Raw genomic sequence first — 15,225 nt, forward strand, 5'->3', positions numbered from 1 at the left:
TGACAACACCTATGGGATTAGGGATGTTCTAAGCAACTTTTGGGAAGGAGAGAGAGAAATGGTTGAAATCAACCTGAATCGCCGGCAGTTCTTGAAGCTGTCAGGAGCCACTGCGGCTACCCTGGCGGTTGTCGAGTTGGGCTTTAACGAAAAAGAGGTCCACGCTAAAACAAAAGAATTCAAGATTGCCAAAGCTACTGTAACACCAACCATTTGTGCATTCTGCGGTGTAGGATGCGGCATCTTGGTACACACAAAGGATAATACTGTGGTTTATACGGAAGGGGATCCGGATAGCCCAGTGAACGAAGGTACACTTTGCAGTAAAGGCACTACGATCAGACAAGTCTACACATCTGAAAAGCGCTTAACGAAGCCATTGTATCGTGCTCCTGGCAGCAAGAAGTGGGAAGAGAAAAGCTGGGACTGGATGTATGAAACAATTGCACAACGCACGAAGGAAACACGTGACAAATCATTCATTGAAAAAGAAAATGGCATGTTTGTCAATAAAACCGAAGCCATCGCGAGCTTAGGTGGAGCAGCTCTTGATAATGAAGAGACATATCTGCTTGCAAAAATGATGAGAGGGCTTGGCGTCGTATATCTCGAACACCAGGCACGAATATGACATAGTTCTACGGTTGCCGGTCTGGCACCTACAGTAGGACGTGGAGCAATGACTAACCATTGGAGCGATCTGCAAAATACCGATTGTGCATTGATCATGGGCGGGAATCCTGCCGAGAATCACCCAATCTCTTTCAGATGGTTGACAAAAGCGAAGGAAAAAGGCGCGAAAATTGTCTCTGTCGACCCTCGTTTCACGAGGACATCGTCAAAGGCTGACGTCTATGCTTCACTTCGTTCAGGATCAGATATTGCATTCATGGGCGGAATGATCAACTATGCATTAGAGAATAACTTGATCCACAGAGAGTATGTTGCTGAATATACGAATGCATCGTTCATTGTAAAGAAAGACTTTGAGTTTAATGATGGATTATTCAGCGGGTATGACGAAGCAACCCGTAAGTATGACAAGACAAAATGGGCTTATGAAACAGACGAAGAAGGAAATCCGAAAAAGGATAAAACCCTTACACACCCACGTTCTGTATTCCAATTAATGAGAAAGCATTATTCACGCTATGATGTCGACTCAGTTATTGCAGTAACCGGAACACCTAAAGAAGATTACCTAAAGGTCTGTGAAACTTTCTGCTCAACAAGCAAGATAGGAAAATCCGGAACGATTATGTATGCAATGGGCACAACCCAGCATACTGTTGGGACACAAAACGTCCGTGCCTTTGGAATCATCCAGTTGCTGCTTGGCAATATCGGCTTGCCTGGCGGCGGAATCAACGCAATGCGCGGGGAGTCCAATGTACAGGGTTCCACTGACTTTGCTCTTCTATATCACCTGCTTCCAGGGTATATTGGAACACCAACTGCCATCCCTGAGCATGCGACATTAGAAGGCTACAATACAAAAGAAACACCTAGCGGAGGCTACTGGAGCAATAAACCTAAGTTTCTTACTAGCTTGCTGAAGGCCTGGTACGGCCCGAATGCGACAAAGGATAACGAATTTGGGTACCAATACCTTCCAAAAGGGAACAAGAACTACTCCCATATCAATTTGTTCAACGCTATGTATAAAGGCGAACTGGAAGGTGCGTTCTTGTTTGGAACAAACCCTGTAGTCGGAGGCCCGAATGCAGGCAAAGAAAAAGAAGCGCTGTCCAAGCTTAAATGGATGGTTGCAGTTGACCTATGGGAAACTGAAACATCTGCTTTCTGGCAAGAGGAAGCTGGCAGTGACCCATCCAAGATCGACACAGAAGTATTCCTTCTGCCGGCAGCGAGCTCTTATGAGAAAGAAGGCAGCGTGTCCAACTCTTCCCGTTGGATGCAATACCGCTGGAAGGCAATTGATCCAAAAGGAGAATCCCTGGCGGATTTGGAAATCATCCATATGTTGGTCAAGACTATCAAAGGCCTTTATAAGAATGAAAGTTCACCTGCAGCTAAGCAAATCAATGCACTGTATTGGAACTTTGGTGAAGGGCACCATCCTGATATCGACCTTGTGACCAGGGAAATTAACGGCTATGATCTGACGACAGGAAAGCTTTTGAAAGGGTTTGGCGATCTTAAGGATGACGGTACAACAAGCTCTGGTAACTGGATTTATTCCGGCTTCTATCCAGAGGAAGGCAAGAATCGCGCTAAGAACCGTGACAATAAGGATACTGGCGGCGGGAACTTCCTGAACTGGGCATTTGCATGGCCTGCAAACCGCCGAATTCTTTACAATCGCGCTTCTGCTGATCCAAGCGGCAAGCCATGGAGCGACAAAAAAGCGGTCATCTGGTGGGATGAAAGCCAGAAGAAATGGGTCGGCAATGACGTTCCTGATTTCAAGCCAGTTCTGTCACCATCAGAACCGGGCGGAACCAATCCTTTCATCATGATCAACGGAGGGGTTGCAGGAGTTTACGCTCCAACATTGAATGACGGTCCGTTCCCTGAACACTATGAGCCGTTTGAAAGTCCTGTTAAAAATGCCTTCTCAAGCCAGGAAATCAACCCAGCAATTGCAATCATCGAAGGGGAATTCAACCTGAAAGGCGACAATAAGAAGTATCCAATCGTCGGTACTACTTACAGGGTATCTGAGCACTGGCAGTCCGGTTCGATGACACGTAACCAGGAATGGCTATCCGAACTGGCAGGCCATATGTATATAGAAATGAGTGAAGAATTGGCGAAGGAAAAAGGCATCAAGAACAAAGATCAAATCATTGTCAGTTCGGCCCGCGGCGAAATCAAAGCATATGCGATGGTTACCAAACGCTTCAAGCCTCACATGATGAACGGCAAGAAGGTCCATCAGGTCGGCATGCCTTGGCACTTTGGCTATAAAGGGTACGCAACAGGGGATACAGCAAACCGCTTGACACCTCATATCGGGGATGCAAACACGACAATCCCTGAATATAAGGCATTCCTCTGTGATATAAGGAGGGCTGACTAATGGCGGACTATATTAAATATGTAGATGTGACTAAGTGTGACGGATGCCGCGCATGTATGGTCGCCTGCAAAAACTGGAACGACCTTCCGGCTGAGCCGGAAGAGTTCCAGGGCAGTGTCCAATCACATGCAAATGTGACAGCGAACACATGGAACGTGCTGTCATTTATTGAGCACGAAGACTCTAAAGGCAATCTCGATTACCTTTTCCGCCATTCCTCCTGCTTCCATTGCTCGGATGCGGCTTGCGTAAAGGTATGCCCGGAAGAAGCCATGCACTATACTGACTTTGGAACTGTAAATGTAGATAGTGATAAATGCGTAGGCTGCGGTTACTGCGAACAGAACTGCCCATTCGATGTTGTCCAATTGGCAACATATAAAGACAAGAACGGCAAGGAGTACAAGAAGGCACAGAAATGCACAATGTGCGTGGACCGTATTGAAGAAGGTATGCAGCCTGCTTGTGTGACCACTTGCCACACAGACGCAATGGAATTTGGCACGAAAGAAGAAATGATCAAGAAGGCTGAAAAACGCTTGAGTGAAATCAAAGATAAGTATCCTAACGCGATGATTTACAATCCAGAAGGAGTCGGCGGTACGCATACCATTTATGTGCTTGCTGAAAAACCATCTGTGTATGGACTGCCAGAAAAACCAAAAGTTCCTACATCAGCTGTTGTCTGGAAGGACTACGCACAGCCAATCGGAAAGATGATGCTTGGAGCGACAAGCATGGCGCTTGTTGGAGCATTCGTTTCCAGCAAGTTATTCAATAAAGAAGGCAAAGGCCATGAAGAGGATGGAGGTGGCAGCCATGAGTAAAACTCAGTATTCAGGTGTGAAAGTAAAGCGATTCTCGAAAGGCTTTGTAATCGCACATGCTGTGAACGCCATTTCATTTTTTGCGCTCTATATCACGGCCTTGCCAATGTATACAGAGTGGTTTGACTGGCTTTATCCAGTACTGGGCGGACCAGAAGGAGCGCGCCTGCTCCACAGGATTTTTGCGATTGCCTTCATTACGCCTACTTTCATCTGGCTAATCATGGATCCTAAGGGCTTCCTGCGCTGGGGAAAAGAGCTTGTTACATGGAAGAAGAGAGATTTGCAGTTTTTCACTGAGTTCGTCAAAGAACTCTTTGGCTTTAAGTTCAAGCATGTAAAACAAACATTCTTCAACGCTGGTGAAAAAATAAACTCGATCATCCAGATCCTGACTGCGATCCTGATCATCGGTTCGGGCTTCCCAATGTGGTTCCCAGACCTGTTCCCGAAAGCAGTTGTCCAATGGGCGTATGTAGCTCATAACATCGGCTTCGGCCTGGCAATTGCGGTAGTGGTCGGCCATATCTACCTAAGTGTCATCCACAAAAACTCAAGACCAGGATACACTGGTGTCATTACAGGTGAGGTTCCGGCAGAGTGGGCAAAGGACCACTATACAGAATGGTATGAAGAAGAAGTCAAGAAGGGTAATTTCCCTGACCTTGATAAAGACAAGAACAAGAAAAAAGGCGCGTAGAAACCATTAATAGAGGGAATGGCTGTCCTGACCGGGCTCCATTCCCTTCAAAATTTAGAATAATAGAGTGAAAGAGGGGCTGCAGCAATGAAAAAGTCCGTTGTCTCAAAAGAGTACCAGAAATTGCAGAAGGATATTATAGAATTGCAGGAGCAATGGAAGACTTCCCTGGATCCTGACTGTGTCCGGCCAAACCTTGATAAAGCGGCAATGGAGGCGGGAGTGCCTGTCACTGCTTTAGCGGTTATTGACTTTGATATTTCCCTATTCTTACAGTGGATAGAGGATATAGGAGGGCTTTTATCGAAGTATCAACCAGAGATTGAAACTTCGATGCAATCTTTAAAAAATCTATTGGATGAAGAGACAGCTAAAAGATGGATAGATGAAGCATTTGCTTTTAACTATATTTATTTTGCAAGTTTCGCTGAGGAAAATGATTTGGATGGCTGGATTCCTCAATTCGTGGCAGAGACGGCGCTTCGTCCATACCTGCAGCTGACTGCGGCTAAGGTTCAGGATGAAATCCATCACGGTGTGCACGGTGCGGGCTGCCCAGTTTGCGGAGAACCAGTACGCCTTGCGCAGCTTGAAGGGGAAGGAAAAAAGGTTGTGCACTGCCCGCGTTGTTCCGCTCATTGGAATGACCGGCGTATAGCTTGCTCACACTGCGGAAATAACGATCACGAAACAGTGAAAATCCTGACAATCGAAGGAGAATCCGCGGCACAAATACAGATTTGTGAAGAATGCAAAGGGTATACTAAAGTAATTGATACAAGACAATATATTGTAAAGCCAACACCAGCCATGCTCGACCTGAACACAATCCACCTGGACTTTGTTGCCCAGGAGCATGGATACAAATCGGCTGGAGAAACAAAACAGACAAACTAAAAGAAGGTGCTGTGGGATGAAAGCCGGAGCGATTATTTTATCAGGCGGCAAATCTAGCAGGATGGGAAAGAATAAGGCTCTCCTGAAATTTCATGAAAAAACGAATATTGAGAGAATTAAGGATGAGTTACAGCACGTATTTGATGATATAATTCTAGTAACAAATGATCCTGAAACCTATCAGTTTTTAAATATTAAAACGGTTACAGACCAGTATCCGGGTTCCGGTCCACTAGCAGGAATCCATGCGGGACTCGAGGCATCAGACTATGAGGAAAATTTCGTTGTAGCCTGTGACATGCCTTTTGTATCCGCCGAACTTGCCTCAAGTCTTGTAAAAGCGCTAAAACACCACGATGCAGTCGTACCTGTCAGTGAAGGCAGACAGCATCCGCTTTTTGCGGCATATCAAAAACGGGTCGCGCGAGAGGCGAAGGAATCCATTGAAGACGGAAATTTAAGGATCAAGCATATGCTTGAAAAACTGCATGTCCGCTTTCTCGATGAGGCAGGTTTACAGCACTATTTCGAGGGCAGCCTTAATCGAGTATTTTTCAATATGAACCATCCAGAGGAATATGAACATGCAAAGAAGTGGGCGGAATCCGGAGAGTAGTTTTCAGGTGCTAGAAAGGAAGTAAGTCAGCATGCAATTTTTCAAAGTGAAAACGGTTGAGGAAACCTTTGCGTTAATTGATGAGAAAATTGGCAAGATCACGGAAACCGAAATCCGTCCTCTTGATGAGGCGCTTCACTACATCCTGGCAGAGGATGTCACTGCGGGTGAGAATGTACCTGGTTTTGACCGCTCGACCGTCGATGGCTATGCGGTCATCGCCCGTGACACATACGGTTCATCTGAATCGATGCCAGGCTTCTTGAATGTGGCTGGCGAGGTCCATATGGGAGAAGAAGCGGTAAAGCCAGTAGGCAGGGGCGAAGCGATATACGTACCAACAGGCGGGATGCTGCCACCGGGCAGTGACAGCGTGCTGATGATCGAGCATTGCGAGGAAATTGGCGGGCTGTTGAATACGTACAAGCAAATCGCACCGGGCGAGAATGTCATCAGAAAAGGTGAAGACATCAAAGCAGGAGAGGTCCTATTATCCGAAGGGACAAGATTGCGGCCGCAGGAGCTTGGAGCACTGGCGGCACTTGGTGTTTACGAGGTTAAAGTCTACCGAAAGCTGAAGGCTGCGTACCTTTCTTCAGGGGATGAAATTGTTCCTTTTGAAACGAAAACACTTGAAACAGGCCAAATCCGCGATATCAATTACTTGACCGTCAAGGGTCTGGTCAATGAGTGGGATATCGAACTCATTTACGGCGGAATCACACGCGATGACTATCAGGAATTCGCCCAAAGAGCCCGCGAATTGTATGAACAGGCTGACTGCTTGATTTTATCTGGAGGAAGCTCAGTCGGCACGAAGGACTATACGACTGAGGTCATTCAGTCACTTGGAGATCCAGGCGTTTTTGTCCACGGAATTTCCATCAAGCCAGGGAAGCCAACAATCCTTGCTGTCGCCGACGGAAAGCCGGTCATTGGACTGCCGGGTCATCCAGCATCCGCGATGATCATTTTTAAGCTTTTTGGCGAAAGGGTTTTCAGAAGGCTTAAGGGTGAAAGAATCGAGCGTAAGCCTGAACGCATTTTTGCCCGGATAGTGAAAAATATTGCTTCATCACCAGGAAGGTCCGATTATATCAGGGTAAGACTTGAGGAGAAGGATGGAGAATGGTGGGCCGAGCCGATCATTGGTAAGTCAGGCCTGATTACGACATTGGTAAAAAGCAATGGAATCGTCGAGATTGTTTCTGAAAAAGAAGGAATTTCACAAGGCGAATACGTTCCTGTAATTTTGACGAGATAGGGGGAGCCGCATCATGGATAAAATACGCTATAACCGAAAAATTTACCTTGAAGACAAGCCGCGCGCAAAAGCCAGGAATGAAGTGCTGGCCGCGTTTGACCTGTCTCAGGAAAAAGAATGGATCCCGGCTGCCTCAGCCCTTGGCCGCATTACTGCTGAACCTGTTTTCGCCAATGTTTCAATGCCTTTTTACCATGCATCCGCGATGGACGGTATTGCCGTGAACGCCGAGGATACGTATGAAGCACATGAACAGCGTCCGCTCCATTTGAAAATGGATGAGCAATTCGTATACGTTGATACAGGAAATGCGATTCCGCCTCAATATAATGCCGTGATCATGGTTGAGAACATCCAGGTCATTGACGATGAAACAATCGAGATCATCGAGCCGGCAACACCGTGGCAGCATATCCGCCCGATTGGGGAGGATATCGTCCAGGAGGAAATGTTGTTCACGCAGGGGCATCAATTGCGGCCTGCTGACCTCGGTGCACTCCTTGCGGCCCAGGTTACAGAGGTAGCCGTCGTCAAAAAGCCGCTTGTGACAATCATCCCGACCGGAAACGAACTAGTCAGCGCGGATTCTTCACTGTCATCAGGCAGGATTATTGAATTCAATGGAACGGTTTTTAGCAACTATGTAGAAGATTGGGGCGGAAATCCGTACCTGCACCCAATCGTGAAGGATGAGCCGGAAAAAATCAGGGAAGCACTGCTGGAAGCGGTGGAAACATCTGATATTGTCGTCATCAATGCCGGGTCATCAGCTGGTTCTAAGGATTATACAGTTCATATTCTTGAGGAGCTTGGCACTGTTTTTACCCATGGTGTCGCAACAAGGCCGGGTAAGCCAGTTATCCTTGGGAAAATTAAAGATAAGGTAGTTGTCGGTGTACCGGGCTATCCGGTTTCCGCCTATATGGCACTTGAGTGGTTTGTAAGACCGCTCGTTTGTAAATATCTAGGGATACCGGAACCAGAAAGGCCAAAGCTCGAGGTAAAGCTTGGCCGCAGGATCGTCTCCACGATGGGGGCGGAGGACTTTGTCCGAATGAATATCGGCTATGTGAATGGACAATTTGTCGCTAACCCGTTGACACGCGCGGCGGGCGTCACCATGTCACTTGTACGCGCAGATGGTTTGCTCGTCGTACCGCCGGAGGAGCTAGGATACGAACAAGGAGACATCGTCGAGGTCGAGCTATACAGACCTGTAGAAGAGATCAAGAACGCAATCGTCTTCAGCGGCAGCCATGATCTGACGATTGACCTGCTATCCTCCCAGCTCAAAAGGCAGCGAACGGACATGAAAATTGTTTCTTCCCATGTTGGCAGCATGGCCGGATTAATGGCAATCAGGAAAGGGGAAGCCCATGTAGCGGGCATTCATTTGCTAGACCCGGAGACAAAGGAATATAATGTTACCTACGTAAAGAAGTTCCTGGCCGGGCAAGACGCAGTCCTTTACCCATTTTTAAAAAGAACCCAGGGCTGGATGCTGCCAAAAGGCAATCCACATGGAATCGAGAGTGTGAGCGACATCGCTTCTAAGGGTGCGGATTATGCCAACAGACAGAAGGGCGCCGGTACACGTATATTGTTTGATTTAATGTTAAAAGAAGCGGGTTTGTCAGCAGACGAGGTGAACGGCTATGACCGGGAAATGTTCTCACACTTGAGCGTCGCCGCAGAAGTGAAAGGGAACGACAACGCAGCAGGCCTAGGTATCTTCCCGGCCGCACGCGCAATGTCACTCGATTTCATCCCGGTAGCTGACGAAAATTACGATTTACTGATGACAAAGGCATTTTTCGAAAGCGAAAAGGGTATCTGGTTAAGGTCCGTGATCCAATCACAAGCCTTTAAAGCCGAAGTCGCCAAAATCGGCGGCTACGCAGTCGTCGAGAACCCAGAGCCGGTTTATTTTTAACATATTCTTGTTGTAGATAGAGATGCTCTAACGGACAAACCGGGGGCAGAAACTGTGAAAAGTGTCCGTAAAAAACTATAATCCTGATCCGGATCAGTTTATTGAGGTGATTTTGATGAATTTTGAAATAGCGAAAGATCCAATTAACGTCCAATCTGTCATTGATAAAGTGGTCCAGCGTGAAGCGGGGGCAATCACTACTTTCATTGGCACTGTGCGTGAATTGACAAAGGGCAAAAAAACCCTATACCTTATATATGAAGCATACGAGCCGATGGCGGTCAAAAAGCTTGAGCAGATCGGCATGGAAATCCAGGAGCGCTGGAATGGAGCCGAGGTTGCGATTACGCACCGTGTCGGCAAGCTCGACATCACGGATATTGCAGTGGTAATCGCTGTATCTACGCCACACCGCAACGATGCATATGAAGCAAATCGTTATGCAATCGAGCGCATCAAGGAAATCGTTCCAATCTGGAAAAAAGAGCATTGGGAAGACGGCGAGGAATGGATTGGCAACCAACTAGAAACTGTCCCATATCCGACAGGGAAACCGGAGGAGAAGGATTTAAATGAATAAAATATTATTCTTTGCCCATCTACGAGACGAAGCAGGCCATGAATCAGTTGAAATCGAAGTTGCTGGCAAAACTGTGGCTGAGCTAAAACAAATTGTTGCTGAAAAGTACGGAGTGCAAAAGCTTGATACTTCGATGACAGCAATTAATGAAGAATTTTCATCAAACGATGAAGTGATCAAAGAGGGAGATACAATCGCCTTCATTCCGCCTGTATCTGGCGGATGATCCGTCATAGGAAATTGTGGCGCCCGTTCCGTTGACTTAATGGTCAATGGATCAGGGCGTTTATTTTACAAAGTAAGTAAATATTTATTTTATATTGAGAATTGTCTAGCTCCAGCGTTTGTCGGGGCTGACCAAGGCGCTTGCGCTTTTCGTACAAGGAGGGTTTATCCATGTCAGAAAGATATTCACGTCAAACCCTGTTTCCTCCTATTGGCAAGGCCGGGCAGGAAAAAATCCGCAGTAAGCATGTCCTGATGATTGGTGCCGGAGCGCTAGGTTCAGGCAATGCTGAGCTGCTGGTCAGAGCAGGTGTTGGCCGACTGACGATTGTGGACCGTGATTATGTTGAAGCGAGTAATTTGCAGCGACAGCAGTTATATACAGAAGAAGATGTTGCCGAGAAGCTTCCGAAGGCCGCTGCGGCGGAAAAAAGGCTCAGAGCGATCAACTCTGATGTAGAAATCAGTGCTTATATTGCCGACGCTACTCCTGAAAAATTAGCCGAGCTTGTCGATGGAGTCGATCTCATTATCGATGCAACGGATAATTTTGAAACAAGGATGGCTATTAATGATATTTCACAACAAAACAAGATTCCTTGGATTTATGGTGCCTGCGTTGGCAGCTTTGGGATGAGTTTTTCTATCATTCCTGGAAAAACTCCTTGTTTGAACTGTTTGTTAAAAACTGTTCCGCTCCAGGGGATGACATGTGATACAGGAGGCATTATCGGGCCGGCTGTGCAAATGGTCATTGCCCATCAGGGTTCGGAAGCGTTGAAAATTCTTGTTGAGGACTGGGATGCGGTGCGAACGTCATTCGTCAGCTTTGATTTATGGAGAAATCAGTACACCAGCATGAAAATGTCCAAAGCAAAGGACCCGGGATGCCTGAGTTGTGGTGAACACCCTGAATATCCTTACTTGAACGTGGAGAACATGACCAAGACGACAGTTCTGTGCGGCCGCGATACAGTCCAAATCAGACCGCCAAAGCAGCAGCAGATTAACCTCCAGGAAACGGCCGAAAAAATGAGGGATTTAGGCCATCAGGTTAAAGGAAATCCATATCTAGTATCCGTGGACATGGATGACCACAGGATGGTTATTTTCCAGGATGGACGCGCCCTTATTCATGGAACAAAGGATTTGGCCCAGGCACGAAGCATCTATCAAAGATTTTTTGGATAACACGCGCAAACCCCCTGCCCGAATCGGCAGGGGGTTTCTATATAAACGACCACTATGGATCGATTATGACATTGCGTTTATAGTGGATTATTTTTCATCAGATGCAACTAGCACGAGACGGCCTTTATCCAGCTCAACTTCGTACTGTTCTGCCTCCTGCTTGGAAAGTCCAAGGGATTCAAACTTATTGCGAAGCTCATCTCCGCGGGATTTGAACATATTTCCGATGGAATCAAAGAATCCTTGCTCCTTGAAGCCCATGCCGCCTGTTTCAGTTGCATCAGTCAAATGTTCGCTTCGATCTTCGTCATGTGCGAAAATATAAATATTTTCTTTGCCAAAACCTGCTGCTTCTAGAGAATTGATTTTTTCCGTTGCTTGGACACCGTTTTCAACTACTTCTACTTTCATCATAGTATCTTCCTCCTTTAAGTTTTTTTACCTATACTATTTTTGGGAAGCTTTTTTAGCTTTCCGCGTCTACACTATTTATATAACCGTTATGAGCTTTATTAAACATACTGGTAATTGTTCACATATAGTTTGGGGAATCGGGTAGTTTGATAGAAAAGAAAAGAAAGGAGCTGGTCACTATTGCACTTTTAAATAACGGCTGGGAGCCACTGTTGGCAGAGGAGTTTGAAAAAGCCTACTATCTGGATTTGAGAGAGTTTTTAATAGAAGAATATCGCAACAAAACAGTCTATCCGGAGAAAGATGATATTTTTAATGCTTTGAGGTTCACCGATTATGAGGATGTAAAGGTCGTGATTCTCGGACAAGATCCTTATCATGGGTATGGTCAGGCGCATGGCTTGAGCTTTTCGGTAAAACCTGGTGTGAAAATTCCGCCTTCGCTTCGCAATATCTTTAAGGAGCTGAATGCCGACCTTGGCTATGGAATTCCAGATAACGGTTATTTAAAAAAGTGGGCAGACCAGGGTGTCCTGCTTTTAAATACTATCCTTACAGTAAGGGAAGGGGAAGCCCATTCACACAGGGGAAAAGGCTGGGAACATTTTACCGATAAAGTAATTACCCTGTTGAATGAGCGCGATAAGCCGGTAATCTTCATCCTCTGGGGCAAGCCAGCCCAAAGTAAATTAAAGTTGATTGACGAAGACAAACATAAAATAATCTTGTCTGTCCATCCAAGCCCACTGTCGGCAAGAAGAGGCTTCTTCGGCAGCCAACCATTTTCTAAGGCAAACGAACTGCTGGGCGAGTTGGGAGAACAAGAGATTGACTGGCAGATTGAAAACTTGAAAGATTAACAGCCCTGGGAAACCAGAGTTTTTTTACAGGCAAAAAACGACATGTTTCACGTGAAACTAACATGTTTCTTGACTAAAGTCGAAAAAACAAGTGAATTGTTGTAGAATGGAACGGTACAACCATTACATGATTCTTAGGAAATACATATATAACCACCTATGGAGGTGAGTCGATGAATATTTCACTGCAAAAATTATTATTGAAAATGGAAGAGGAATTAATGCGGGCAAAATCTGCGGAATCAGAGGCCGTGCAGCGGGAAAGGATCCATTCGATCAAAACGCTTTGCGAGCTCGTCCTAGATGAATCACCGCAGCATAGCAGAGTGATTGCAGCTCCTGTGAAACAGGCAGCACAGCAATTTGTTCCGTCACAGCCGAGCATTCCTCAGCAGCAAATGCCGGTAAATCAGCCGTCACCCATGATTCCGCAGCCCAAGAAGCTGGAAATGGAAGATAACTCAAACGGAGACTCGCTCTTCGATTTCTAATTTTAAGAGGTGAAAGTGATGAAGTTATTTATTTTGATCGGAGCCATCAATGCTTTCCTGGCAGTTGCGCTAGGTGCATTTGGGGCACATGGACTTGAAGGAAAGGTTGAGCCGAAATACTTAGAAACCTGGAAAACAGGCGTTACATACCAGATGTTCCATGCAACCGGAATTTTGGTCATTGGAGTTCTATTAGGAAAGCTTCCGGCAAGTGCACTTCTATCCTGGTCAGGCTGGCTGATGCTGGTTGGAATCGTATTATTTTCCGGCAGCCTGTACATTTTAAGCGTCACCAAAATCAGCATCCTTGGTGCAATCACCCCACTTGGCGGATTATCCTTCCTGGCAGCCTGGGTATTGCTGATGATTGCTGCTGTGAAGTACTTGTAAAAAAGATTCAGGGCTTTTTAGAGAAGACTTCTGAAAATGCCAGGTAAGCAATAAAGATGAAAAGGAGCACACCTTATTGGCGTGCTCCTTTTAGGTTCAATTTAGCGTGGTGGATAAGCTGTCAATCCCGCTCCACCGCCGAACGGGTAATCGTACTCGATTTCTTCATCGAAAGTGACGTAATCAAGATAAATCATCGGCAACAAGACACGTTTTCCTGTTTGCGGGTCACTGAGAATCAGGTGATCCCTTCCAGCTGCTTCGATGATCCCCTGGAAAATTTTCGCGTTCCATTCAGTATTGTTTTCAAAAGTCGCGTAGACGGTAGCGAGCTTGCCTTTATTCAGGCGAAGGATATTTTCAATATAGGATGCTTCAATTGGAAGCATTCCCGGGACTTGGGCACCTGCTCCTGGCATCGCACCGCCTGGCAAGGAAACACCTGGCATTGCACCACCAGACTGGGCAGGGAATGGTGTGGCTTGTGGGAACCCAGCTTGCCCCATTTGCCCCATTTGCCCCATCTGTCCCATTTGTCCCATCTGTCCTTGGGCAGTTGCTTTTTCTTCTGTGCCGCTGTAGGGCTGATACATTTGCGGGTAGGTTCTGTAGTTATAGTATGGGTTATTATATTGAGTCATTGTGTAGCCTCCTTAAAAGTATTTTTCTTTTCCTTCAAATTCACCTTTATATATGTAAATGGTGAAGTTGAGCTTTTACAGGATGAGGTACAAGTAAAATGAATTCTCACTATTCCATACATATGAGAAAAGCATGATTTTATGACTCGAACATTTTAGACAAAAACTCTTTATTTTAATGACGGTTCTTTTCGTACATAAGAGAACATCCATAAAAAAAAATCCCCAGGCAGATGCCTGGGGATTTTAATATGTCAGTTTAAACGTTCAAGAATGCAGATACGCGGTCTTCTTCAAGAAGGTTTCCTACGAAGAATGAACCGAATTCGCCATAGCGCGCACTGACTTCGTCAAAACGCATTTCATATACAAGCTTCTTGAATTGAAGGACGTCGTCTGAGAAAAGGGTTACGCCCCACTCGTAATCATCGAAGCCTACAGAGCCTGTGATGATTTGCTTGACCTTGCCAGCATACTGGCGGCCGATCATGCCATGGCTGCGCATCATGTTGCGGCGGTCTTCCATCGGAAGCATATACCAGTTGTCTTCGCCCTGACGGCGCTTGTCCATTGGATAGAAGCAAACATGCTTTGCCTTAGGAAGCTCAGGGTAAAGGCGTGCAAGGACTTGCGGATTTTGGTATGGATCTTCGCCAGCTGGCAGGTAGTTGCTCAGCTCGACAACAGATACATAAGAATGAGCAGGAATCGTGTATTCAGCAAGTCTGGACTTGTTGAATTCTGTTTCGATTTCATTCAATTCTTCCATAGTTGGGCGCAAAATCATCATCATGAAATCTGCTTTTTGACCAACGATTGTATATAGTGCATGGCTTCCTTGCTTCTCAGCCTGTGTCTTATTCCACTTTTCCACTAGACCAAGGAACTCCTGGATAATCTCCTGACGCTCTTCTGCCGGAAGCATCTTCCAGGTTGTCCAATCTACAGTACGGAAATCATGAAGGGAATACCAGCCATCTAAAGTCTGTGCTGCTTCAGTCATTTTATATCACTCCTAAAAATCATCAATATATCATTATCATATCATAGTTTCGCCATCAGTCATGTTTATAAAACCTTGTTTGTTTATACTCTGTGGAAAAAGGATATTTTGTTAAAGATTGCAAATAGTAAAAGAGGCAGGAAAACATGC

The 15,225-nt window shown here is 45.9% G+C and carries 16 protein-coding genes; 13 read left to right on the plus strand and 3 right to left on the minus strand.

The window, feature by feature from the left end:
• Nucleotides 1–67: 67 nt before the first annotated feature.
• The 10 genes from fdnG to DYI25_RS13845 all read left to right on the plus strand — a co-directional run bounded on the left by fdnG (nt 68) and on the right by DYI25_RS13845 (nt 11,276).
• A complete protein-coding gene (fdnG, locus tag DYI25_RS13800; RefSeq protein WP_342032535.1) occupies nt 68–3,043 on the plus strand; it encodes a formate dehydrogenase-N subunit alpha in 2,976 nt (991 codons plus the stop codon).
• Nucleotides 3,043–3,870: a 4Fe-4S dicluster domain-containing protein gene (locus DYI25_RS13805; protein ID WP_213369864.1), complete on the plus strand. Its 828-nt coding sequence runs from the start codon at nt 3,043–3,045 to the stop codon at nt 3,868–3,870. The genes fdnG and DYI25_RS13805 overlap by 1 nt, the downstream gene beginning before the upstream one ends.
• Nucleotides 3,863–4,570: a formate dehydrogenase subunit gamma gene (locus DYI25_RS13810; RefSeq protein ID WP_213369866.1), complete on the plus strand. Its 708-nt coding sequence runs from the start codon at nt 3,863–3,865 to the stop codon at nt 4,568–4,570. Before DYI25_RS13805 ends, DYI25_RS13810 begins: the two co-directional genes overlap by 8 nt.
• 87 nt (nt 4,571–4,657) lie before the next feature.
• Nucleotides 4,658–5,467, plus strand: coding sequence for a formate dehydrogenase accessory protein FdhE (locus DYI25_RS13815; RefSeq protein WP_213369868.1), 810 nt, complete (start codon nt 4,658–4,660; stop codon nt 5,465–5,467).
• A gap of 16 nt (nt 5,468–5,483) precedes the next feature.
• Nucleotides 5,484–6,083 (plus strand): molybdenum cofactor guanylyltransferase, encoded by a 600-nt coding sequence (gene mobA, locus DYI25_RS13820; protein ID WP_213369870.1) that lies wholly within the window; start codon nt 5,484–5,486, stop codon nt 6,081–6,083.
• A 31-nt stretch (nt 6,084–6,114) separates the two neighbouring features.
• Entirely contained in the window at nt 6,115–7,347 is a 1,233-nt protein-coding gene (glp, locus tag DYI25_RS13825; protein WP_213369872.1) for a gephyrin-like molybdotransferase Glp, read from the plus strand.
• A gap of 13 nt (nt 7,348–7,360) precedes the next feature.
• Nucleotides 7,361–9,280, plus strand: a complete 1,920-nt coding sequence (locus DYI25_RS13830) for a molybdopterin biosynthesis protein (RefSeq protein ID WP_213369874.1) — start codon at nt 7,361–7,363, stop codon at nt 9,278–9,280.
• A gap of 115 nt (nt 9,281–9,395) precedes the next feature.
• The gene (locus DYI25_RS13835) at nt 9,396–9,860 is read left to right on the plus strand and encodes a molybdenum cofactor biosynthesis protein MoaE (RefSeq protein WP_213369875.1); all 465 of its coding nucleotides are present in this window, start codon (nt 9,396–9,398) and stop codon (nt 9,858–9,860) included.
• A complete protein-coding gene (gene moaD / locus DYI25_RS13840) occupies nt 9,853–10,086 on the plus strand; it encodes a molybdopterin converting factor subunit 1 (RefSeq protein WP_213369877.1) in 234 nt (77 codons plus the stop codon). Before DYI25_RS13835 ends, moaD begins: the two co-directional genes overlap by 8 nt.
• A 170-nt stretch (nt 10,087–10,256) precedes the next feature.
• Entirely contained in the window at nt 10,257–11,276 is a 1,020-nt protein-coding gene (locus DYI25_RS13845) for a thiazole biosynthesis adenylyltransferase ThiF (protein WP_213369879.1), read from the plus strand.
• A gap of 87 nt (nt 11,277–11,363) precedes the next feature.
• Here the strand turns inward: DYI25_RS13845 and DYI25_RS13850 are convergent, their stop codons facing one another.
• The gene (locus DYI25_RS13850) at nt 11,364–11,690 is read right to left on the minus strand and encodes a general stress protein (protein WP_213369881.1); all 327 of its coding nucleotides are present in this window, start codon (nt 11,688–11,690) and stop codon (nt 11,364–11,366) included.
• Nucleotides 11,691–11,869: 179 nt separating this feature from the next.
• Here DYI25_RS13850 and DYI25_RS13855 point away from each other — a divergent pair, with 179 nt between their 5' ends.
• From DYI25_RS13855 to DYI25_RS13865, 3 genes are all read left to right on the plus strand, one after another.
• On the plus strand, nt 11,870–12,550 hold the full coding sequence (locus DYI25_RS13855) for a uracil-DNA glycosylase (RefSeq protein ID WP_213371188.1): 681 nt from the start codon (nt 11,870–11,872) through the stop codon (nt 12,548–12,550).
• 173 nt (nt 12,551–12,723) lie between these two features.
• On the plus strand, nt 12,724–13,041 hold the full coding sequence (locus DYI25_RS13860; protein WP_213369883.1) for a YwdI family protein: 318 nt from the start codon (nt 12,724–12,726) through the stop codon (nt 13,039–13,041).
• A gap of 18 nt (nt 13,042–13,059) precedes the next feature.
• A complete protein-coding gene (locus tag DYI25_RS13865; RefSeq protein WP_213369885.1) occupies nt 13,060–13,431 on the plus strand; it encodes a DUF423 domain-containing protein in 372 nt (123 codons plus the stop codon).
• A gap of 101 nt (nt 13,432–13,532) precedes the next feature.
• On the opposite strand, the gene gerQ is transcribed toward DYI25_RS13865, so the two are convergent.
• Nucleotides 13,533–14,072, minus strand: a complete 540-nt coding sequence (gene gerQ / locus DYI25_RS13870; RefSeq protein WP_213369887.1) for a spore coat protein GerQ — start codon at nt 14,070–14,072, stop codon at nt 13,533–13,535.
• 259 nt (nt 14,073–14,331) lie between these two features.
• Nucleotides 14,332–15,075, minus strand: a complete 744-nt coding sequence (gene hemQ / locus DYI25_RS13875; RefSeq protein WP_213369889.1) for a hydrogen peroxide-dependent heme synthase — start codon at nt 15,073–15,075, stop codon at nt 14,332–14,334.
• Nucleotides 15,076–15,225 lie beyond the last annotated feature (150 nt).

It is taken from the genome of Mesobacillus boroniphilus (assembly GCF_018424685.1).
In the GTDB taxonomy this organism is placed as follows: Bacteria; Bacillota; Bacilli; order Bacillales; family Cytobacillaceae; genus Mesobacillus; species Mesobacillus boroniphilus_A.

Coding starts and splice junctions, on each gene's coding strand:
- glp (WP_213369872.1), top strand. CDS start 6,115: ATGCAATTTTTCAAAGTGAAAACGGTTGAGGAAACCTTTGCGTTAATT.
- mobA (WP_213369870.1), top strand. CDS start 5,484: ATGAAAGCCGGAGCGATTATTTTATCAGGCGGCAAATCTAGCAGGATG.
- DYI25_RS13805 (WP_213369864.1), top strand. CDS start 3,043: ATGGCGGACTATATTAAATATGTAGATGTGACTAAGTGTGACGGATGC.
- DYI25_RS13865 (WP_213369885.1), top strand. CDS start 13,060: ATGAAGTTATTTATTTTGATCGGAGCCATCAATGCTTTCCTGGCAGTT.
- DYI25_RS13860 (WP_213369883.1), top strand. CDS start 12,724: ATGAATATTTCACTGCAAAAATTATTATTGAAAATGGAAGAGGAATTA.
- DYI25_RS13815 (WP_213369868.1), top strand. CDS start 4,658: ATGAAAAAGTCCGTTGTCTCAAAAGAGTACCAGAAATTGCAGAAGGAT.
- DYI25_RS13830 (WP_213369874.1), top strand. CDS start 7,361: ATGGATAAAATACGCTATAACCGAAAAATTTACCTTGAAGACAAGCCG.
- DYI25_RS13810 (WP_213369866.1), top strand. CDS start 3,863: ATGAGTAAAACTCAGTATTCAGGTGTGAAAGTAAAGCGATTCTCGAAA.
- hemQ (WP_213369889.1), bottom strand. CDS start 15,075: ATGACTGAAGCAGCACAGACTTTAGATGGCTGGTATTCCCTTCATGAT.
- DYI25_RS13850 (WP_213369881.1), bottom strand. CDS start 11,690: ATGATGAAAGTAGAAGTAGTTGAAAACGGTGTCCAAGCAACGGAAAAA.
- DYI25_RS13845 (WP_213369879.1), top strand. CDS start 10,257: ATGTCAGAAAGATATTCACGTCAAACCCTGTTTCCTCCTATTGGCAAG.
- moaD (WP_213369877.1), top strand. CDS start 9,853: ATGAATAAAATATTATTCTTTGCCCATCTACGAGACGAAGCAGGCCAT.
- gerQ (WP_213369887.1), bottom strand. CDS start 14,072: ATGACTCAATATAATAACCCATACTATAACTACAGAACCTACCCGCAA.
- DYI25_RS13835 (WP_213369875.1), top strand. CDS start 9,396: ATGAATTTTGAAATAGCGAAAGATCCAATTAACGTCCAATCTGTCATT.